This window comes from Aureimonas ureilytica (assembly GCF_001475935.1).
Classification (GTDB): Bacteria; Pseudomonadota; Alphaproteobacteria; order Rhizobiales; family Rhizobiaceae; genus Aureimonas; species Aureimonas ureilytica_A.
The window spans coordinates 25,391-43,819 of record NZ_LDQA01000056.1; the positions used below are offsets into that span (position 1 = coordinate 25,391).

Genomic DNA, 18,429 nt, shown 5'->3' on the forward strand with positions numbered 1-18,429 from the left:
CCCTCTGTTGGGGGACTGGTCGCACGAGCCGTGGGCACGGGCGTCGACACGACACACCGGGGGAATGGTTCCGCATGTTCGGATGGACCGAATGCGTATCGCGCGCGGCCTTGAGGCGCGCTGCGGTCTTCCTGGCAGGCTTCGTGGTGATGAGTTCCGTGGGGGCCGCCGCGGCTCGCGCCGAAACCCGAACCCTCAAGCTCTACCACGTCCATCTCAACGAGAAGACGGAAATCACCTACAAGAAGGACGGCAAGTTCCTTCCCGAGGGCCTCAAGAAGGCCAACTGGGCCCTGCGCGACTGGCGCGAGAACAAGCCCACGAACATGGATCCGAACCTTCTCGACGTGCTCTGGGAAGCCTATCGTCAGTCGGGTTCGCGCAGCTACATCCACATCATCGGCGGCTACCGCTCGTCCGGCACCAATGCGATGCTGCGCTCGCGCTCGTCGGGCGTCGCCGGCAACAGTCTCCACATGGCCGGCAAGGCCGTGGACTGGTATCTGCCCGACGTTCCCCTGAAGAAGCTGCGCGACATCGGCCTGCGGATGCAGATCGGCGGCGTCGGTTATTATCCGCGCTCGGGATCGCCCTTCGTCCATTACGACACGGGCAAGGGCCGCTATTGGCCGCGCATGAGCCGCAGCGAACTCGCGGCCGTGTTCCCCAAGGGCAATACGATCCACCTGCCGGCCGACGGCAAGCCTCTGCCGGGCTACGAGACCGCGCTGGCCTCCTATAACAAGCGCAAGGGCTCCAACGACATCCAGATCGCTTCGTCGCGCTCCAGCGGCGGCCGCTCGCTTCTGGCCATGCTGTTTGGCGGAGGCAACGAGGAGGCCGAGGACGAGGCCGAGGCGTCCGCCGCTCCGGTCGGCAAGCCGAGCCGCGCTCCGGCGCCCGCTCGCGCCGCGCCTAAGCCCGAGCCGGAGGTCCAGGTCGCGAGCGCCTTGCCCACGCGCCCCGCGCCGCCGCCGGCCTTGCCCGCCGGGGTGCCCATGGCCGAGCGTGACGTGTTCGACAGTTCCGCTCCCCGCCGATCCGCGCCGCCCGCCGCCATTCCCGCCGCGCCGCCGCCGCGCCGCGAGGAGGAGGAAGAAACGGAAGTCGCAGCCCTTGCGCCGTCCCGCGTCCCGCTGCCCTCCAGCGCGCCCGATCGTCCGTCCGTTCAAGCGCTGGATCAGACTCTCGTCGCCGCGCTCGAAGAGGCGGAGCCGCCGCCCGCAGCGCCGGCCCAACTGGCCTATGCCGTGCCCATGCCCCGCGAGCGCCCACCGTTCGAGGCCGTTCTGCGCGGCGATCAGGCCGCGCTGCCGACCCAGAAGCCCGAGTTGGCCGAGGAGGAGGGCCTGACGCCCGAGGCCATCATCGCCGCCGCCATGCCCGAGGTGCCGCCCGCCGCCGCCGCACAGGCCGCCGCGACCACCCCAACGCCCGCTGTTGCTTTGGCCGGTGCCGCGCCACATGTCGCAACGCCGTCCGCCCGCCCGCAATCGGCTATTGCCGCCGCAATGACGCGGCCGTCCGAAACGCCGGACGCGAAGCCGGGAGCAGGCGTGCAGGTCGCCTCGCTCGGCAACGAGCCGACGCCGGCCCGCTCCAGCGTCGCGGCTGCCGTCGCCGCTGCGCCCGTGCCGGCCAAGGGGGTGTCCAGGACCGCTACCAAAGCTCCGGCAAAACTCGCCAAGGGCGGCCGAGTGGTCGGCGACGCGCCAGCGGCCAGCAAGGCGGCGCGCAAGGTCAGCCCGGATGCGATCGAACAGCGAATCGCCATCGCTTCGCTGATCACCAGCCCGGAGCGCCGCGCCATCGAAAGCAAGCTCGCGCGTCCGGTGGCCGATAATTTGATCGGGCAGATGCCGAGCGCGGTGTTCGCCCGTGGCTTCTCCCGCAAAGGCTCGTCGCCCGCCGCTGCGCAGCATTTCGAGGGAACGGCGGTGAATTTCCTGCCGGTTCACAAGCTGGACTGAAACATTCGGCGGATCGGCAAAGCCGCACACGCTTCGATTCGGGAAAGGGCGCCTTCGAGCGCCCTTTTTCGTGACGCTAATCCAACGGTTCGTGTCGGCGATCGCCCGGCTGATGATCGAGGGTTCGATCACGTTGAAAGTGTAAAGGTGCCCCAACGTCACCGGCGAATATTTTGGATGCGCTTCATGCTGCGTTGCGGCATAATGCCTCGCGATTGAACCTGCCTGCGTCAAAGCGATTTGTGCTTTGATCCTCAACACATGGCTGACATCGCAGACGTCTGGGATTGAACTTCCGTATCGGAAATAGAAAGCTGATAAAGCCAAACGTTCGAAGGCGAAACGGGCCTAAAGATTGGGTGAAAGAAGCGTTTGGCGAGCCCTGTCGCTTGGTGAGTGCGCCTCGCAGACGAGCAAATTCTGCCAAGCCTACACCGATAGGTTCACTCTTACCCGCTTGGGCTGAGTTTCCTCCTGTTCAACCATGTGGGTTGCAAGCTAGTCTTCTCAAGAGCGTTCGGGAAGTTCTTGCAGCAGCTCCTGCGACGTGTTGACAAGGAGGTGTTTTTCCCAGAATACGACTGGAGTGTTTCGAAGGTTGAGTGCCGCACCGAGATGTTTTCTGCCATGCGGGACTCGTCAAACTGGAACAACTGGGTAATTCTTTATCGGGTCTTTCAGTTCGGCACCGCGAACGATCAGCAGTAAACGCACGCCGTGCCCGGCGTGATTGTTTGTCTCAAGCCAGGTTGGAACGATGAGCGAGATCGACGAGGTCGACAACTCGGATATGCTGATGGAATTGACGGCCGAAGTGGTCGCCGCCTATGTCAGCAAGAATTCTTTGCCGGTCGGCGACCTGCCCGGTCTGATCCACGATGTCCACAATGCCCTGAGCCAGGCCGGCGCCGCAGCCCCGCCGGTTCAGGTGGAAAAGCCCAAGCCCGCGATTTCCGTGAAGCGCTCGGTGACGGACGATTACATCGTGTGTCTGGAAGACGGCAAGAAATTCAAGTCGTTGAAGCGTCACCTGATGACGCATTACAACATGTCCCCCGAAGAATACCGCGAGAAGTGGGATCTTCCGGCGGATTATCCGATGGTGGCACCGAACTACGCCGCCGCGCGCTCGCGCCTCGCCAAGCAGATGGGCCTGGGTTACACGCGCCGCCGCGCGCGAGGCTGAGCCCCGCCTACCTCCGGCGCGAGGCATAGAACGCCATCGACCTCCGTATGAAAAAAGGGGCGCCCGATACGGGTCGCCCCTTTTTCTACGCCGTCCGCCTGCCGGGGAGGGGGCGGCGCATCGGATCAAAGGCTGGCGGCCATGCCCAGCGCCTGAAGATAGAGGTCCAGAATGGCCTCCTGCTCCTGCCGCTCCTGCGCGTCCTGCTTGCGAAGCGAAATGACTTTGCGCAAGACCTTGGTGTCGAAGCCATTGCCCTTGGCTTCGGCGTAGACATCCTTGATGTCGTCCGAAATCGTCTTCTTTTCTTCTTCCAGGCGTTCGATCCGTTCCACGAAGGAGCGGAGCTGGTCCTGTGCGACCTCGTCGGTGGCGTTCGACATGGGAGCCTCTTCTCAAGCAGGGCCAAGGCGCCGGTCAGGCCGGACGCGTTTATCAACTCTTCGATGACGCGGAATGGTTACTCAAGCGTTACCGCGAGGCCGCGACAGGGTTTTGCGCTTCATCTCAACGCGGTTCACTCTCGTCTTTCGGGCGGTTCTGCTCGAACGCAGCAAGCTTGTCGTCGCCCGCTTCCTTCTGGTGCAGGGCGCGCCATTCGTCATAGGGCATACCGTAGACGATCTCGCGCGACGCTTCCTTGCTCATCGTCTCGCCGCTGGCCTCGGCCGCGTCGCGATACCAGTTGGACAGGCAGTTGCGGCAGAAACCCGCCAGATTCATCAGGTCGATATTCTGCACGTCGCCGCGCGCGCGCAAATGATCGCGCAGGCGCCGGAAGACGGCGGCTTCGATCTCGATTTCCTGTTCGCGGCTGAGGCTCATGGGACACCTTGGAAACGGGCGGCGAGGCGACCGGGCCTCGCGCGGGAAGGATATCACTGGATATTGCGCGCCCGCTCCCGCGTCGCAAGGCCGGCGAAGCTTGCGCGAGGCCGGTCCTGCGCGGGCGGCCCTTGCTTTGCCGGCTTGTTCGCTTATGCCAGAACGGAACCGCTCGAACCCTTCCCCTCAAGGATCGCCCATGCCGTTCCGTTCGATCAGGGGGCCGCGTGCTCCGGCCGTGGCCTTTTGTCTGGCCCTCGGCGCCTCCACTCTTGGCGCACCGGCGCTGTCTCGCCCCGCCCATGCCGATTTTCGCGTTTGCAACGGAACCCAGACCCTGGTCGGCGTCGCCGTCGGCCAGCGCACGCCCGAGGGCTGGGTCAGCGAGGGCTGGTGGCGCATTCCGGCGACCACCTGTCGCTCCGTCGTGGAGGGCGAGCTGCACTCGCGCTACTATTATCTCTATGCCGAAGACGCCGAGGGGCTGGGCCGCTGGGCCGGCAAGGTCGATATGTGCATCGCCGAAAACGAATTCCGTATCGTCGGTGTGAAGGATTGCTTCGCTCGCGGGTTCCAGAAGATGGGGTTCCGGGAGTATGACACCGGCGGACAAGGAAGCTGGATGGTTCAGCTCACCGAATCGCCTCGTGGGGAGACTCCCAAGCCATGAAACGCAACCGTCGAGTCAAGATTCTCGCCACCCTCGGGCCGGCCTCGTCCGACGAGGCCATGATCCGCAAGCTGTTCGATGCAGGCGCGGACGTGTTCCGCATCAATATGAGCCATACCGAACATGACGCGATGCGCGAGCTGGTGCGCCGCATTCGCAACGTCGAGGCAAGTGTCGGCCGCCCGATCGGCATTCTGGCCGACTTGCAGGGGCCGAAGCTGCGCGTCGGCAAGTTCAAGGACGGCAAGGTCGATCTCGCCCCCGGCGACATCATCACGCTGGACGACAACCCGGAGCCGGGCGACGCGACGCGCGTGTATCTGCCCCATCCCGATATTCTCGAATCGGTGCGCCCCGGCCATCGCCTCCTGATCGATGACGGTCGCCTCCATCTCGTGGCGCTGGAATGCGACGGGCGCTCGATCCGCTGCATGGTCGTCGCCGGCACGCGCATTTCCGACAAGAAGGGCGTCAGCCTGCCCGACACGCTGCTGACCTCCGGCGCGCTGACCGACAAGGACCGGCGCGACCTCGACGCGGTTCTGGCCGAAAATGTCGACTGGCTGGCGCTGAGCTTCATTCAGAGGCCCGAAGACCTGGCCGAGGCGCGCAAGCTTTCGCGTGGCCGCGTCGGCCTCCTTTCCAAGATCGAGAAGCCGCAGGCCGTCGAGCGGCTGGACGAGATCATCGAGATGTCGGACGCCATCATGGTGGCGCGCGGCGATCTCGGCGTCGAGATGCCGCTGGAGCAGGTGCCGGGCATTCAGAAGCGCATCACGCGCGCCGCGCGCCGCGCCGGCAAGCCCGTCGTGGTCGCGACCCAGATGCTGGAATCGATGATCACCGCGCCGGTGCCGACGCGCGCCGAAGTGTCCGACGTGTCGATCGCCGTGTTCGAAGGTGCGGACGCGGTCATGCTGTCGGCCGAATCGGCGGCCGGCCAGTATCCGGTCGAGGCCGTCGCCACCATGGATCGCATCGCGGTCGAGGTGGAGAAGGACCCGCTTTATTCCGGCATCATCTTCGCCCAGCGCCCGACCGCCGAGCCGACGGGCGCGGACGCCGTGTCGCTCGCCGCGCGCCAGATCGCCGAAACGCTGAAAGTGGCGGCCATCGTCACCTATACCGGCTCGGGCGCTTCGGGCCTGCGCATGTCGCGCGAGCGCCCGCAGATTCCGATCCTGCCGCTGTCGCCGATCGAGAGCACCGTGCGCCGCCTCAGCCTCGGCTGGGGTCTCCATTGCATCATTTCCGAAGATGCGAAGGACATGGAAGACATGGTCGACAAGGCGTGCCGCCTCGCCGTCGAGCACGGCTTCGCCCAGCCCGGCGAGCGCATCATCGTGACTGCGGGCGTGCCGCTCGGCACACCGGGCGCGACCAATATGATCCGCATTGCCTATGTCGGCTCGGACGGCGCGCACGCGGCCTGACCGGCCCTATCCCTCAGAATTCAGAAAGGCCGCGTTCGTTGCGGCCTTTTTTATGGGTGGTGCCGGCGGGCACGGGATGCGTGTCAGGCGCGTTCGCCGGCGAGAGCGTCGGAGAGCTTGAGCGCGGCGTCCTGCGCGTCCTTGAGGGCAGGGTAGATGTCGAGAACCCGCAGATAGGTTTGCAGGGCTTGGCGATCCCGGCCCATTTCCTCCTGCATGGCGGCGAGCCCCATGAGCGATGCGAAATGCCGCGGCTCGCGCCTGAGTGTTTCCTCCACATCCGCCGTCGCCAGCCCGTAGCGATCCTGCGCGTAATGGACGGTCGCGCGGCGGTTCCAGGCTTCGGGGAAGGTCGGCTGGAGCACGATGGCCTGATCCAGAAGATCGAGCGCGGCTGCCATGTTCTTGGCGGCGACGGCGCTGGCGGCGCGCTGCATCAGAAGATCGGTCGTCGCGCTGCCGCTGGCCTGCCATTCGGCCTGGATCTGGTTTGCCAGCGTCTCGGCGCGCGCGGGGTCCTGTTCGCGTTTCAGCCGCGCGAACAGCGCATCCAGCCGGCCCGCATGGTCGCTGGGAAGTGCCTCGGCCGCCGGCTGGGGCGCGGGCGGGGCTGGCGGCGTCGCCTCCCCTTGCGCCCAGGCGGGCAGGGCGGCGAGTGCGAGAAGGGCGAGAGGATAAGCAAAGGCGCGCATGGGACGAGCTTAGTCTTCGCCTGCGCGTCGTCAATCGTCCATGTGCGAGGTCGAGGCCTGCGCTCGTCGCGCGGATCGGACGTCTGGGGATGTGGAGCGCGCCGGGGAATGTCGTAAGGCGCTTGACCCTTGAGCGTCGGGCGGGTGGGGAGGTGGGAGTCGGCCTTCCCCAAAGAGCGCGACCAGCCGCACCCCGCCGGAAACAGCCCAAACGAAAAAGGCCGGCTTGAAAGCCGGCCTTGATCTCGTCAGCCCTGACGCGCCTTGAAGCGCGGAGCCTGCTTGTTGATGATGTAGATGCGGCCCTTGCGACGAACCAGGCGGTTGGCGCGGTGGCGGCCCTTGAGCGACTTCAGCGAGTTCTTGATCTTCATGGGTTTGACCGTCGGTGTGGATGGCGACGATCGGATGGTCCGCTCTGCCGCACAATGAAAAACGCGCCCAAGGGGCGCGTCTGCCTGGGGGGTTCGATAGCGTCCGCGGCGGTTTCTGTCAACCATGTGACCGTCGCGGACCCTTAATGTCAGGGCGCGGATCGCGGAGAAACCCGCGTGAAATGGCCCATTTTTCGCCCCGGACGGGCTTCCGCCTTGCCATAGAGCGTCAGCATCACGTCAGCTTCGCGCAGCAGCGGCAAGGCGCGCTCCACATCCTGGCCGATGAGATTCTCCATCACGCAGTCGCTGTGGCGCTTGGGATCGCCGAGCGGCAGGCCGGCCACGGCGCGGATATGCTGCTCGAACTGCGAGACCGTGCAGGCCGCTTCCGTCCAGTGGCCGGAATTGTGAACGCGCGGCGCGATCTCGTTGACCAGAAGCTCGCCGTCCCGGCCGACGAAGAACTCGACGCCGATGACGCCGACATAGTTCAACTTGTCGAGAATCGCACGGGCGATCGCGCTGGCGGCCTCCGCCTGCTCGGGGCGCACGCTCGCGGGCACGGTGGAGCTTTTGAGGATGCCGAGGCCATGAACGTTCTCGGCCGGATCGTAGGCGGCGAAGCTGCCGTCCTGCCCCCGCGCGGCGATCACGGAAATCTCACGCTCGAAGGCGATCTTCTTTTCGAGAATCGAGGGAACGCCGCCCAGACTGTCGAACGCCTCGCCATGCGTGCCGTTCTCTCGCAGCACCGCCTGACCCTTGCCGTCATAGCCGAGGCGGCGGGTCTTCAGGATGCAGTCGCCGCCGAGATCCAGAAAGGCGTGGTCGAGTTCAGGCGCGTCGTCCACCGCCCGCCAGGGTGCGGTGCGAATGCCCGTGCCGTTCAGGAAGGCCTTTTCGACCACGCGGTCCTGCGCGACTTCCAACGCTTCCGGCGGCGGAAAGACGGGCACGATATGGCTGAGCGCGCGCACGGGCGCGACGGGCACGTTCTCGAACTCGTAGGTGACGACCGCGACGCTGGCGGCCAGACGCTCCAGCGCCTCCCGGTCGTCATAGGCGGCTGTTATCGTCTCGTTCGCCAACTGTGCGGCCGGGCAGGCGGCATCGGGATCGAGCACGATCGTGCGATAGCCGAGGCGGGCTGCGGCCGACACCATCATGCGGCCAAGCTGGCCGCCGCCGATCATGCCGATCGTGGCGCCGGGCGGAAGCGGGAAGGACGTCTTCAATGGCTGGCTCCCGCTTTCGGCTCTGCCGCGGGCTCGTCGCTCGGACGCTCGGCCACGGCGTCGGTCTGGCGCTGGCGCCACTGGTCGAGCCGCTCGGCGAGACCTGAATCATGCAGCGCGAGCACGCTGGCCGCCAGAAGCGCGGCGTTCACCGCGCCGGCGCGGCCGATGGCGAGCGTGCCGACGGGAATGCCGGCGGGCATCTGGACGATCGACAGGAGGCTGTCCTCGCCCGACAAGGCGCGGCTTTCCACCGGCACGCCAAATACGGGGAGCGGGGTCATGGAGGCGGTCATGCCCGGCAGATGCGCCGCGCCGCCCGCGCCCGCGATCACGACCTGAAAGCCGGCCGCCTTCGCGCCCTTGGCAAACGCCACGAGCCGGTCGGGCGTGCGATGGGCGGAGACGATGCGCGCGTCATAGGCGATGCCGAGCGCGTCCAGCGTGTCGGCGGCATGTTTCATGGTCGCCCAGTCGGACTGGCTGCCCATGATGATGGCGACGGGGGAAGGGGCTGACGTCACGCGGTCAGATCCGGGATGACCTGATCTTCGATGTCCTGAAGCCGGTCCTTGATGACGAGCTTCTTCTTCTTCATGCGCTGGACCGCGAGCCGGTCGCAGCCCGTGGCTTCCATCGCGTTGATGGCCAAGTCGAAATCCATATGCTCCTGCCGGAGCCGCGCCAATTGCAGTCTGAGTTCGGCCTGTTCCTGATCCGCCACTCCGGTCCCCTCGAACGCTTCCCACGGCCGCTCGCCCGGCCGGAGCCGGGCACGCGGACAGCGCCCGGTTCAGGCCGGGCATATCCTATTCACGAAATCTCGTACCAGTCTCGCTCAAAAATCGAAACCCGGCACTTGATCCTCATTCGACAGTGCAAAGCTTATGTGACACTTTCCTATCGTCCACAGCGGTTCCCTTCGGGTGCCGGTGGGAGGAAAGCAGTCAGAAGGAGCCTCAGGAATGCCTTTGGATGCCCATCTTGCGACTTTGCAGCAGCGCCACTCGGCGCTTGAGCAGGAACTGGCGGCCGCTAAGACCAAGCCCGCTATCAGTGACAACGAGTTGCAGGACCTCAAGCGGCGCAAGCTGCTTCTGAAGGATGAGATGGAGCGCCTGCGCGCCTCCGCTCACTGACGTGACCCCCCTGTTTGGCTAGGTGGAAGGGCGTGGCCATGGCTGCGCCCTTTCTCTTGAAAGCGCCCCGGCAAGGGCCGCTAGGCGGGCAAATCTCTTGTAGTGTTGCCGCAATGCGTATTTACAGAACTCGAAACCGGGCCACACCGCTCGGGCCACCATGAGTTCGACATGACCGACGACGCGCCGATCCGCCCCCGACTGGTTCTCGCCACGACCCTTTTGCCCGATGGCCCCGAGGGGCTGGAGCGCCTGCGCGAGGCCTTGTCCGCCGGAGATGTCGCCTCCGTGTTTCTCGACCCGGCGGGCCGGGCCGACGCGGCGTTTCAAGATTTCTGCGAAGCCGCGGTTCCGATCGTGCAGGAGGCGGGCGCTGCCGCCATCGTCGCCGAGGACACGCGCTGCGCCGGCCGCGTGAAGGCCGACGGATTCCACACATCAGGCGGCTCGATCGAAGCTTTGGGCGAGGCCATGGCCCGCTTTTCGCCGCGCCTCATCGTCGGCGCCTCGGGCTTCAACACGCGACATGACGCGCTGGAAGCGGGCGAGCGGATGCCCGACTACGTCCTGTTCGGCAAGCTCGGCGCCGATGGCGACGCCGAGCCGCATCGCCGCAACGTCGAGTTGGGCGGCTGGTGGTCCTCGATCGTCGAGATCCCCTGCATCGTTCAGGGCGGCGGCGATCTGGCGACGCTTCCCCAGGCCATCGCCACGGGTGCCGAGTTCATTCTCCTGTCGCGCGCCATTTTCGGCGAGGCCGAGGGCGTCGCCGCCCGCGTCACGGAGGCCAACCGCCTGTTCGACGAGGCGGCGGCGGTGGAGGCCGCCTGATCATGCGCGCGCGGCCCTCTGCCCTGTGCCTCGTCTCGGTTTTGGCCCTTTTAGCGAGCCCCGCTTTGGCGCAGGAGAGCGCCGGTGGGGGCGTTCCGGGCGTGGCCGTTCCGCCCAGCACGCTTCTGCCCCTCCAGGCCGCGCCGACGCCCTTCGAGCTGCCGGGCGAGGCCGAGGCGCTGCAAGGCCCGCTCGACGTGCCGCCCGCCGCCGCAGCGCTCGCTCCGCCGCGCTTTCTGCCGACGCCGCTCGGCCCCGCCCCAGGGGAGGGCAAGGCGCTGGCCGGCGTGTCGCTGTCGGATGCGCCCGCCGTGCCCGGCGACATGGAGCCCGCGTCGCCCACGGCCGAGGCCTATGGCGCGTTCCAGCGCGGCTATTATCTTTCGGCCATGCGCTTGGCCGAGCCGCTCGCCAATCTCGGCGATCCGGCGGCGCAGACGCTGCTGGGTGAAATCTACGCGCGCGGCCTCGGCGTGCCGCGCGACGAAAAGGAATCGGCGCGCTGGTACGCCATCGCCGCCAAGGCGGGCGTCGCCGAAGCCCAGTTCCGCTATGCGCTGATCCTGCTCGAGGGCAAGGCGGCCGAGCGGGACGACGCGACCGCGCGCGACTTAATGAAGGCGGCGGCCGACTCGGGCAATCCGCTGGCGGCCTTCAATTATGGCCAGATGCTGATCCAGTCCGCGCCGACGGGCGGCTTCGGCGATGCGATCACCTATTTCCGCATGGCCGCCGACAAGGGCGTGCCGGACGCCGAATATGCGCTGTCGCAGCTCTATGCCTATGGCAAGGGCGTCGAGAAAAAGGACGACGCGCAGGCGCGCCACTGGTTGCAGGAAGCGGCTCGTTCTGGCCACGACCTCGCGCAGATCGAACTCGGCATCTGGCTCATCAACGGGCGCGGCGGCCCGGCCGACCCGACTGAGGGCTTTCTTTGGCTGAAAGGCGCGGCCGAGCGAGGCAATCCGATCGCGGTCAACCGAATCGCCCATCTCTACAAGGACGGGGTCGGTACGCCACGCGACCGTGTCCAGGCCGCCAAATGGGTGGTGCTCGCCCGCCGCGCGTCGAATTCCGACTCCGGCCTCGACATCTGGTTCCGGGGCCTGCCCGAGGCCGAGCAGAAGTCCGCGCTGGAGGCGGCGAACCGTTTTCGCGCGGGATGACGGCTTTGAAGCTTGTGCGGACTTGAACAAATCGGGCTTTTGTGGTTCCAAGCCCGCTTGCATCCCCTGACAATTTCCGAAAGCCGTCCCGTTTCATGAAGATCAACGGAAGCGAAATCCGTCCCGGCTATGTCATCGAACATGCCGGTGGCCTCTGGGCCGCCGTGAAGACGGCCCATGTGAAGCCGGGCAAGGGCGGCGCGTTCAACCAGGTCGAGCTGAAGAACCTGATCGACGGCACCAAGCTGAACGAGCGCTTCCGCGCTTCCGAGTCGGTCGAGCGCATCCATCTCGATCTCAACGACTATCAGTTCCTCTATGCCGAGGGCGAGAACCTCGTCTTTATGGACAATGAGAGCTACGAGCAGCTCGAACTCCAGAAGGATTTCGTGGGCGACCGCGCCGCCTTTCTGCAGGACGGCATGAAGGTGACGGTGCAGAGCCACGAGGGCCGCCCCATCGGCATTTCGCTGCCCGATCAGGTCGTGCTCGCGGTGGCGGAAGCCGATCCCGTCGTGCGCGGGCAGACGGCCGCGTCCTCCTACAAACCGGCCATCACGGAAAACGGGTTGCGTGTGATGGTGCCGCCCTTCGTGGAAGCGGGCGAGCGCATCGTGGTCGACACCAACGAGATCACCTACGTCCGCCGCGCGGACTGACCGAACCCGTTCAACCGGGCGGGCCGCCTTGAAAGGCCCGGCCGGTTTCGCATCTCCGCAGCGTGCCCTTTGGTGCGCGCCGCGTGTTCTTTGTCACGATTGAAGAAAGTTGTCCCAAGCCATGGCCCGTTCGGCATTGATGAACGTCATGACGCAGGCCGCCATGAAGGCTGGCCGCTCGCTGACCCGCGATTTCGGCGAAGTCCAGAACCTTCAGGTGTCCATGAAGGGCCCGGCGGACTTCGTGTCCAATGCCGACCGCAAGGCCGAAGAGATCGTTTTCCAGGAACTCTCGCGCGCCCGCCCCGAATGGGGTTTCCTTATGGAAGAGCGCGGCACCGTCGAAGGGCGCGACCCGCAGCACCGCTGGATCGTCGATCCCCTGGACGGCACGACCAACTTTCTTCACGGCATTCCGATGTTCGCCATTTCGATCGCGCTGGAGCGCGACGGGCAGATCGTGGCGGGCGTCATCTTCAACCCGGCGCTGGACGAGCTTTACACAGCGGAGAAGGGCGGCGGCGCCTTCCTGAACGATCGCCGCCTGCGCGTCGCTGCCCGTGCCAAGCTGCCTGAATCCGTGATCGCGACGGGCATGCCCTTCCTCGGCCATGGCGATCATGCGCGCTTCCTGTTCGAATCGCGCCAGATCATGGCGGAGACGGCCGGCATCCGGCGCATGGGCGCGGCTTCGCTCGATCTCGGCTATGTCGCGGCCGGGCGCTTCGACGGCTTCTGGGAGCATGAGCTGAAGCCCTGGGACATCGCGGCCGGTTCGCTTCTGGTGCGCGAGGCCGGCGGCTTCGTCACCGACACGGAGGGCGCGAAGTTCGACGTCATGCAGGGCGATATCTGCTGCGGCAACGAGCTGATCCACCGCCAGCTTCTCGCCGAACTCAAGAAGGCCAACACGGCCCATCGCGGCGGCGGGGAGCCGGTGGCCGCCAAGGGCTGAGCCGAGCGCGCGTTGGCAAGCTCCGATTCACCAAGTGCTTGACAACACGCGACATTGGCTGGCGCTGGCCGGCGCGGCGGGTTAGAAGAACATTCCACCGTTCCGGCCCGGCCGCGCGGCGTCCAGCTGTCGGCGATGCGGATGAGGCGTCATGCAGGTCTTTTCTCCCACGCCCGAAGCGCCGCCTCCTGCGGCTTCCGCCCCGGCGGAGCCGCTGAGCAGCCCGCTCGTCTATCTCGGCGTGATGCTGGTGTTTCTGGCGCTGGCTGGCTTCGTCGCGCTGATTCTCGGCCGGCAGGTCCAACAGGCCTTCTTCACCAATCCCGGCCTCAACGGCTTGATCCTCGGTGTTCTGGCCATCGGCATTCTCCTGTCGCTCGGGCAGATCCTCAAGCTCTCGCGCGAGGTGCGCTGGGTCAACGGCCTGCGCGAGGGCGATGCGACGGCGCGGGGCGGGCGCACGCGCCATCCCGTTCTCTTGTCGCCCATGGAGGCGATGATGCAGGGCCGGCGCGGCCGGCCACGCCTGCCGCTGGCCGCCGGTCGCTCGCTACTGGAATCGGTCGCCACGCGGCTGGACGAGGCGCGCGATACCTCCCGCTATCTGATCGGCCTCCTCGTCTTCCTCGGCCTTCTCGGCACGTTCTGGGGCCTTCTCACCACGATCGGCTCGATCTCGGCCACCATCCAGTCGCTCGATCCCACGGCCGGCGATGCCGCGACGGTCTTGGATTCCGTCAAGAACGGCCTGTCCGCGCCTTTGTCGGGCATGGGCACGGCCTTTTCCTCCTCGCTCTTTGGCCTCAGCGGCTCGATGGTGCTGGGCTTTCTCGATCTTCAGGTCGGCCGTGCGCAGAATCGCTTCTACACCGAGCTGGAAGACCTCCTGTCCTTCGAGGCGGAGACGCCGTCCTCGTTGGCGCTGATCCCCAATGTGCCGAACGGGGCGGAAGAGTTCCGCGTTCTGGCCGACCGGATCAACCGGCTCGTGCTGGAGCAGAGCAACGCGCCGCGCACCAGCGCCGCCATGGCGAGTCTGGCTGAAAGCATTCAGGGCCTCGTTCAGCATATGCGCGGTGAGCAGCAGCTTCTGCGAGACTTCGTGGAAGCGCAGGCGGGCGAGCAGCGCGAGATGCGCCGGGCGCTGGAGCGGCTGAACAATTCCCTCTCCGAGATCGAGCGGAACTGAATCGATGGCCCTTTCGCGCCGCCGCCAGCGCCGGGATATCGATTACTGGCCGGGCTTCGTCGACGCGCTGTCGACGCTGCTTCTGGCCATCATGTTTCTCCTGTCGGTCTTCGTGATCGCGCAGTTTCTCTTGAGCCGCGATCTCTCGGGCCGTGACACCGTGCTCGGCCGCCTCAACGCGCAGATCGCCGAACTGACCCAGCTTCTGGCGCTGGAGCGCTCCAACTCGGGCGAGTTTCAGGATCAGATCGCGGCGCTCCAGGCCTCTCTCGCCGGCGCGGAAGGCGAGCGCAGCCGGCTCCAGGCCGCGCTGGATGCCGGGCGCACGAGCGCGCCTGCGCCCGGCGCGACGGTCGGCGATCTCCAGGCGCGGGTGGAAAGCGAGCAGCGTGTGTCCGCGCAGGCGAGAGCGCAGATCGATCTCCTGAACCAGCAGCTTTCGGCCCTGCGCCAGCAGATCGCGGCGCTGGAGGACACGCTCGGCGCCTCCGAACAGCGCGACCGCGAATCGCAGACCCAGATCGCCGATCTCGGCCGCCGGCTGAACGTGGCGCTGGCGCAGCGTGTGCAGGAACTCGCGCGCTATCGCTCGGACTTCTTCGGCCGGCTGCGCGAGATTCTGGCCGATCGCGACAATATCCGCATCGTCGGCGACCGATTCGTCTTCCAGTCGGAAGTCCTCTTCCCCTCCGGCTCGGACGTGCTCCAGCCGCAAGGGCAGGACGAGATGCGCAAGCTCGCCGACGCCATCATTCAGCTCAACCGCGAGATTCCCTCGGATATCAACTGGATCATCCGCGTGGACGGGCACACCGACAATGTGCCGGTCAGCAGCGGCCGCTTTGCCGACAATTGGCAATTGTCCACCGCGCGCGCGGCGGCCGTTGTGCGCTTTCTCGTGGCGGCCGGCGTTCCCGCGCAGCGTCTTGCTGCCACCGGCTTCGGCGAGTTCCAGCCGCTGACGCCCGGCGATGACGCCGCCTCCCGCGCCCGCAACCGCCGCATCGAGCTGAAGCTGACCGAGCGCTAAGGCGCGGTTGTTGCACGTGTGATAACAAGCTCGGGCCGGACGTAAGCGAGCGCGCCTGTTATTTTTTCAGCTCACGGTGCGGCCGAGCCCTTCCGGGGAATGATCGCTGCACAGACACCCGGAAGGCGTCCCACCAGGACGCCTTCGGAGCTTCCGTTCGTGCCTTACTCCGCCGCCGTCGAGGCTAGAGCCTCGCGGCCGGCGTCGAACTGAAGGCGCGCGAGGCGCGAATACAGCCCGCCGCGTGCGATCAGCGCGGCATGGGTGCCTTCTTCCACGATGCGTCCCCCATCCATGACCAGGATGCGGTCGGCCTTCAGGATCGTGGCCAGACGGTGCGCGATGACGAGCGTCGTGCGCTGGCCCATCAGCCCTTCTAGCGCGCGCTGCACCAGCACCTCGCTTTCGGCATCCAGCGCCGAGGTCGCCTCGTCCAGAAGTAGGACCGGCGCGTCGCGCAAGATGGCGCGGGCGATCGCGATGCGCTGGCGTTGGCCGCCCGAGAGCGTGACGCCGCGCTCGCCGATCACGGTGTCGTAGCCCTCCGGCAGGGCCTGAACGAACCCGTCCGCCTGTGCGGCGCGGGCCGCCGCGATGATCGCCTCGCGCGGCGCGTCGTCGGCCCCGAAGGCGATGTTGTCGGCGACGCTCCCGGCGAAGATGCTGGCATCCTGCGGCACGAAGGCGATGCGCGCCCGAAGCTCGCGCAGATCGGCCTCTCGGATATCCACGCCGTCCAGCAGCACGCGGCCTTCGCTCGGATCGTAGAAGCGCTCGATCAGCGCGAAGACGGTGGACTTGCCCGCGCCCGACGAGCCGACCAGCGCCACGGTCTCGCCGGGGCGAATGTCGAAATCGACCTCGCTGAGCGTTGGCCGCTCCGGCGCGCCCGGATAGCGGAAGGACACGGCGTCGAACTGCAGGCGCCCCCGCGCCGGGGAGGGGAGGGGCGTTGGCACCGCCGGGGAGGCGATGGCGGGTTCCTCTTCCAGAAGCTCGGACAGGCGCTCCGTCGCGCCGGAGGCCGCCGTCAACTCGCCCCAGACTTCCGAAAGCTGCCCAAGGCTGGAAGCGGCGAAGACGGCATAGAGCAGGAACTGGCCGAGCGTGCCGGCCGTCATCGCGCCCGCGACGACGCGATGCGCGCCGATCCATAGCACGATGATGATCGAGACCGTGATGAGGAAGATGGCGAAAGCGGTGAGAAAGGCGCGCGCCGTGACTGAGCGGCGGGCAGCCTCGAAGGCTTCGTCCACCGCCTGGCCGAAGCGGCGGCGGGCGGCGGGCTCGGCGGTGAAGGCTTGCACGGCACGCACCGCGCCGATGGCCTCGCCCGCATAGGCGCTGGCGCTCGCCAGCCGATCCTGCGCTGCGCGCGAACGGCGGCGCACGGAGCGCCCGAAGGCCACCAGCGGCAGAACGATCAGGGGAATGGCCGATATCACCACCAGCGACAGGCTGGGGCTCGTATAGGCCATCATGGCGATGGCCCCGAGAAACAGGATGATGTTGCGCAGCGCCAGCGAGGCCGTGGCCCCGACGGCGGATTTGATCTGCACCGTGTCGGCCGTCAGCCGCGAGACGATCTCGCCCGAAAGATTGCGGTCATAGAAGCCCGGCGACAGGCGCATGACATGGGAGAACACGTCCTTGCGCAGCTCCGCCACGATGCGCTCGCCGATCGTGATCACGAAATAATAGCGCCCGGCGCTGGCCAGCGCGAGCACGAGGCTGAGCACGGCGAGGGTGGCGAAATACGTGTCCACGAAGCCCGTGTCGCCCGACATGAAACCGTGATCCACCACGCGGCGCACCGCGAGCGGGAAGGACAAGGTCGTGACGGAGGCCAGTGTCAGAAAGAACAGCGCGCCGGCCACCAGCTTTCGGTGGCGTCTGACATAGGGCCAAAGACGGGCGAGGGGCTTTAGCGTGCGGGGCCTTTTTTCGCCCCCGCTCTTCTCGTCGGATCGTGCCAAGATGGGATCGCCTTTGCGGCCTTGTGCGCTAACCCCCCCTCATGTATAGGCTCGCCCTTGAATTTGAAAGCGATCGCGCTCCTCATTCCAGTTCGCTTGGCCCGATTCCCTCGGGGCGGCCAGACGGGCTTGGTGAGTGCGAGCGCGTATCGGCTGTGAGGGCATCATGAAGCAGAACATTCACCCCGACTACCACAACATCACCGTCGTCATGACGAACGGCACCGAGTACCAGACCCGCTCGACCTACGGCGCGGCTGGCGACAAGCTGAACCTCGACATCGACCCGACCAGCCACCCGGCCTGGACCGGCGGCAACCAGCAGATGCTGGATCGCGGTGGCCGCGTGTCGCGCTTCAAGAAGCGCTACGAAGGCCTCGGCATCTAATCTGCCGACCCTTGTGTTTCGAAAAAGCCCGGCCATCGCGCCGGGTTTTTTTGTGCCTGCGCGCTTCTCTCACCAGTTCGGCGCATACGAAAACGCCGCCGAACCCGAAGGCGCGGCGGCGTGAAACTGGCCAGCTTTGCGGCGTGGCGGAATTACATGGCGAAGGCGGTGCGCAGAAGGTCGATCTGCTGGCCGACCGGATTGTGAACCGCGTCCGGTTCCGGCGCGGGCGAGCCGTAGATTTCGCGATCGAGCATGGCGATGCGCCGCTCCAGAAGCAGGGCGCGCTCGACGAGGCCACGGAAGGAGACCGGCAGTTCGTCATAGAACGGCGAATCCACGCCCTCCGCTTCGCTGTCGAGCCGAACCTTGCCCTTCTCGGCCTCGACCTGCGAGCGCGACATGTCGCCCTGGTTGGCGGCGCGCTGGAGCAGCAGCCAGGAGGCAACCTGCATGAGGCGCGTGGTCAGGCGCATAGACTCGGCGGCGTAAAGGGTCGCGGCACCCCTCGAGAGGGATTTGGCGTCCCGGCGCCCATCTCCGTCGAGATAGGCCGCAGTCTCATCGACCAGATTCATGCCCGTATCGAAGATCGGCTGGAACGACGCCGAAAAGGCGAGGCGCTCCGCGATGCGAACGGTCTGGAATGAGGTCTGATCGGACGGCTTTTGTGTCATCAGGGGAAAACCAGCCTCGGGAGGAATCGTT

Annotated in this window: 21 protein-coding genes; 12 read left to right on the forward strand and 9 right to left on the reverse strand. The window is 66.5% G+C overall.

Translation table 11 applies throughout. The annotated features are described in order from the left end of the window. Nucleotides 1-74: 74 nt before the first annotated feature. Both NS365_RS18905 and NS365_RS18915 read left to right on the forward strand, forming a co-directional pair. Entirely contained in the window at nucleotides 75-1,970 is a 1,896-nt protein-coding gene (locus NS365_RS18905; protein WP_058601856.1) for a DUF882 domain-containing protein, read from the forward strand. Nucleotides 1,971-2,727: 757 nt separating this feature from the next. Further along, nucleotides 2,728-3,156, forward strand: coding sequence for a MucR family transcriptional regulator (locus tag NS365_RS18915; RefSeq protein WP_153003853.1), 429 nt, complete (start codon nucleotides 2,728-2,730; stop codon nucleotides 3,154-3,156). Between the two features lie 125 nt (nucleotides 3,157-3,281). Here NS365_RS18915 and NS365_RS18920 read toward each other — a convergent pair whose 3' ends face one another. Beyond that, a complete protein-coding gene (locus tag NS365_RS18920) occupies nucleotides 3,282-3,539 on the reverse strand; it encodes a DUF2312 domain-containing protein (RefSeq protein WP_058601858.1) in 258 nt (85 codons plus the stop codon). A gap of 124 nt (nucleotides 3,540-3,663) precedes the next feature. Next, nucleotides 3,664-3,981, reverse strand: a complete 318-nt coding sequence (locus NS365_RS18925; RefSeq protein ID WP_058601859.1) for a DUF1244 domain-containing protein — start codon at nucleotides 3,979-3,981, stop codon at nucleotides 3,664-3,666. A 199-nt stretch (nucleotides 3,982-4,180) separates the two neighbouring features. On the opposite strand from NS365_RS18925, the gene NS365_RS18930 reads away from it, so the two are divergent. After that, nucleotides 4,181-4,651, forward strand: coding sequence for a DUF1036 domain-containing protein (locus tag NS365_RS18930; RefSeq protein ID WP_058601860.1), 471 nt, complete (start codon nucleotides 4,181-4,183; stop codon nucleotides 4,649-4,651). Further along, nucleotides 4,648-6,084, forward strand: a complete 1,437-nt coding sequence (pyk, locus tag NS365_RS18935) for a pyruvate kinase (protein ID WP_058601861.1) — start codon at nucleotides 4,648-4,650, stop codon at nucleotides 6,082-6,084. The genes NS365_RS18930 and pyk overlap by 4 nt, the downstream gene beginning before the upstream one ends. Before the next feature lie 83 nt (nucleotides 6,085-6,167). On the opposite strand, the gene NS365_RS18940 is transcribed toward pyk, so the two are convergent. The 5 genes from NS365_RS18940 to NS365_RS18960 all read right to left on the reverse strand — a co-directional run bounded on the left by NS365_RS18940 (nucleotide 6,168) and on the right by NS365_RS18960 (nucleotide 9,112). After that, nucleotides 6,168-6,776 (reverse strand): hypothetical protein, encoded by a 609-nt coding sequence (locus NS365_RS18940; protein ID WP_058601862.1) that lies wholly within the window; start codon nucleotides 6,774-6,776, stop codon nucleotides 6,168-6,170. Nucleotides 6,777-7,024: 248 nt separating this feature from the next. Next, entirely contained in the window at nucleotides 7,025-7,150 is a 126-nt protein-coding gene (gene ykgO, locus NS365_RS18945; RefSeq protein ID WP_058601863.1) for a type B 50S ribosomal protein L36, read from the reverse strand. 149 nt (nucleotides 7,151-7,299) lie between these two features. Next, the gene (locus tag NS365_RS18950; RefSeq protein WP_153003854.1) at nucleotides 7,300-8,388 is read right to left on the reverse strand and encodes a 5-(carboxyamino)imidazole ribonucleotide synthase; all 1,089 of its coding nucleotides are present in this window, start codon (nucleotides 8,386-8,388) and stop codon (nucleotides 7,300-7,302) included. Beyond that, complete coding sequence (gene purE / locus NS365_RS18955; RefSeq protein ID WP_058601896.1) at nucleotides 8,385-8,879, reverse strand: 5-(carboxyamino)imidazole ribonucleotide mutase; 495 nt, start codon at nucleotides 8,877-8,879, stop codon at nucleotides 8,385-8,387. The genes NS365_RS18950 and purE overlap by 4 nt, the downstream gene beginning before the upstream one ends. A gap of 29 nt (nucleotides 8,880-8,908) precedes the next feature. Beyond that, nucleotides 8,909-9,112 (reverse strand): YdcH family protein, encoded by a 204-nt coding sequence (locus NS365_RS18960; RefSeq protein WP_058601864.1) that lies wholly within the window; start codon nucleotides 9,110-9,112, stop codon nucleotides 8,909-8,911. A gap of 241 nt (nucleotides 9,113-9,353) precedes the next feature. Between NS365_RS18960 and NS365_RS23775 the strand changes: the two genes are divergently transcribed. The 7 genes from NS365_RS23775 to NS365_RS18990 all read left to right on the forward strand — a co-directional run bounded on the left by NS365_RS23775 (nucleotide 9,354) and on the right by NS365_RS18990 (nucleotide 15,357). Further along, on the forward strand, nucleotides 9,354-9,527 hold the full coding sequence (locus NS365_RS23775) for a YdcH family protein (RefSeq protein ID WP_082640277.1): 174 nt from the start codon (nucleotides 9,354-9,356) through the stop codon (nucleotides 9,525-9,527). 171 nt (nucleotides 9,528-9,698) lie between these two features. After that, nucleotides 9,699-10,358 (forward strand): thiamine phosphate synthase, encoded by a 660-nt coding sequence (locus NS365_RS18965; RefSeq protein WP_058601865.1) that lies wholly within the window; start codon nucleotides 9,699-9,701, stop codon nucleotides 10,356-10,358. A 2-nt stretch (nucleotides 10,359-10,360) separates the two neighbouring features. Beyond that, a complete protein-coding gene (locus NS365_RS18970; RefSeq protein ID WP_058601866.1) occupies nucleotides 10,361-11,524 on the forward strand; it encodes a tetratricopeptide repeat protein in 1,164 nt (387 codons plus the stop codon). A 95-nt stretch (nucleotides 11,525-11,619) separates the two neighbouring features. After that, nucleotides 11,620-12,183, forward strand: a complete 564-nt coding sequence (efp, locus tag NS365_RS18975) for an elongation factor P (protein WP_058601867.1) — start codon at nucleotides 11,620-11,622, stop codon at nucleotides 12,181-12,183. Between the two features lie 121 nt (nucleotides 12,184-12,304). Then, the gene (locus NS365_RS18980; protein WP_058601868.1) at nucleotides 12,305-13,138 is read left to right on the forward strand and encodes an inositol monophosphatase family protein; all 834 of its coding nucleotides are present in this window, start codon (nucleotides 12,305-12,307) and stop codon (nucleotides 13,136-13,138) included. A 151-nt stretch (nucleotides 13,139-13,289) separates the two neighbouring features. Beyond that, the gene (locus NS365_RS18985) at nucleotides 13,290-14,327 is read left to right on the forward strand and encodes a hypothetical protein (protein WP_058601869.1); all 1,038 of its coding nucleotides are present in this window, start codon (nucleotides 13,290-13,292) and stop codon (nucleotides 14,325-14,327) included. Between the two features lie 4 nt (nucleotides 14,328-14,331). Further along, a complete protein-coding gene (locus NS365_RS18990; protein ID WP_058601870.1) occupies nucleotides 14,332-15,357 on the forward strand; it encodes a peptidoglycan -binding protein in 1,026 nt (341 codons plus the stop codon). Nucleotides 15,358-15,521: 164 nt separating this feature from the next. Here the strand turns inward: NS365_RS18990 and NS365_RS18995 are convergent, their stop codons facing one another. After that, on the reverse strand, nucleotides 15,522-17,333 hold the full coding sequence (locus tag NS365_RS18995; protein ID WP_058601871.1) for an ABC transporter transmembrane domain-containing protein: 1,812 nt from the start codon (nucleotides 17,331-17,333) through the stop codon (nucleotides 15,522-15,524). Nucleotides 17,334-17,499: 166 nt separating this feature from the next. Between NS365_RS18995 and rpmE the strand changes: the two genes are divergently transcribed. Then, entirely contained in the window at nucleotides 17,500-17,721 is a 222-nt protein-coding gene (gene rpmE, locus NS365_RS19000; RefSeq protein WP_058601872.1) for a 50S ribosomal protein L31, read from the forward strand. 152 nt (nucleotides 17,722-17,873) lie between these two features. Here the strand turns inward: rpmE and NS365_RS19005 are convergent, their stop codons facing one another. Further along, entirely contained in the window at nucleotides 17,874-18,398 is a 525-nt protein-coding gene (locus NS365_RS19005; RefSeq protein ID WP_058601873.1) for a DUF1465 family protein, read from the reverse strand. Nucleotides 18,399-18,429 lie beyond the last annotated feature (31 nt).

Excerpts from the sequence above, each read along its gene's own strand:
- NS365_RS19005 (WP_058601873.1), bottom strand. The coding sequence starts at position 18,398 with ATGACACAAAAGCCGTCCGATCAGACCTCATTCCAGACCGTTCGCATC.
- NS365_RS18905 (WP_058601856.1), top strand. The coding sequence starts at position 75 with ATGTTCGGATGGACCGAATGCGTATCGCGCGCGGCCTTGAGGCGCGCT.
- NS365_RS18970 (WP_058601866.1), top strand. The coding sequence starts at position 10,361 with ATGCGCGCGCGGCCCTCTGCCCTGTGCCTCGTCTCGGTTTTGGCCCTT.
- NS365_RS18985 (WP_058601869.1), top strand. The coding sequence starts at position 13,290 with ATGCAGGTCTTTTCTCCCACGCCCGAAGCGCCGCCTCCTGCGGCTTCC.
- ykgO (WP_058601863.1), bottom strand. The coding sequence starts at position 7,150 with ATGAAGATCAAGAACTCGCTGAAGTCGCTCAAGGGCCGCCACCGCGCC.
- NS365_RS18980 (WP_058601868.1), top strand. The coding sequence starts at position 12,305 with ATGGCCCGTTCGGCATTGATGAACGTCATGACGCAGGCCGCCATGAAG.
- rpmE (WP_058601872.1), top strand. The coding sequence starts at position 17,500 with ATGAAGCAGAACATTCACCCCGACTACCACAACATCACCGTCGTCATG.
- NS365_RS18930 (WP_058601860.1), top strand. The coding sequence starts at position 4,181 with ATGCCGTTCCGTTCGATCAGGGGGCCGCGTGCTCCGGCCGTGGCCTTT.
- efp (WP_058601867.1), top strand. The coding sequence starts at position 11,620 with ATGAAGATCAACGGAAGCGAAATCCGTCCCGGCTATGTCATCGAACAT.
- NS365_RS18925 (WP_058601859.1), bottom strand. The coding sequence starts at position 3,981 with ATGAGCCTCAGCCGCGAACAGGAAATCGAGATCGAAGCCGCCGTCTTC.
- NS365_RS18920 (WP_058601858.1), bottom strand. The coding sequence starts at position 3,539 with ATGTCGAACGCCACCGACGAGGTCGCACAGGACCAGCTCCGCTCCTTC.
- NS365_RS18965 (WP_058601865.1), top strand. The coding sequence starts at position 9,699 with ATGACCGACGACGCGCCGATCCGCCCCCGACTGGTTCTCGCCACGACC.
- NS365_RS23775 (WP_082640277.1), top strand. The coding sequence starts at position 9,354 with ATGCCTTTGGATGCCCATCTTGCGACTTTGCAGCAGCGCCACTCGGCG.
- NS365_RS18940 (WP_058601862.1), bottom strand. The coding sequence starts at position 6,776 with ATGCGCGCCTTTGCTTATCCTCTCGCCCTTCTCGCACTCGCCGCCCTG.
- NS365_RS18990 (WP_058601870.1), top strand. The coding sequence starts at position 14,332 with ATGGCCCTTTCGCGCCGCCGCCAGCGCCGGGATATCGATTACTGGCCG.
- pyk (WP_058601861.1), top strand. The coding sequence starts at position 4,648 with ATGAAACGCAACCGTCGAGTCAAGATTCTCGCCACCCTCGGGCCGGCC.
- NS365_RS18915 (WP_153003853.1), top strand. The coding sequence starts at position 2,728 with ATGAGCGAGATCGACGAGGTCGACAACTCGGATATGCTGATGGAATTG.
- purE (WP_058601896.1), bottom strand. The coding sequence starts at position 8,879 with ATGGGCAGCCAGTCCGACTGGGCGACCATGAAACATGCCGCCGACACG.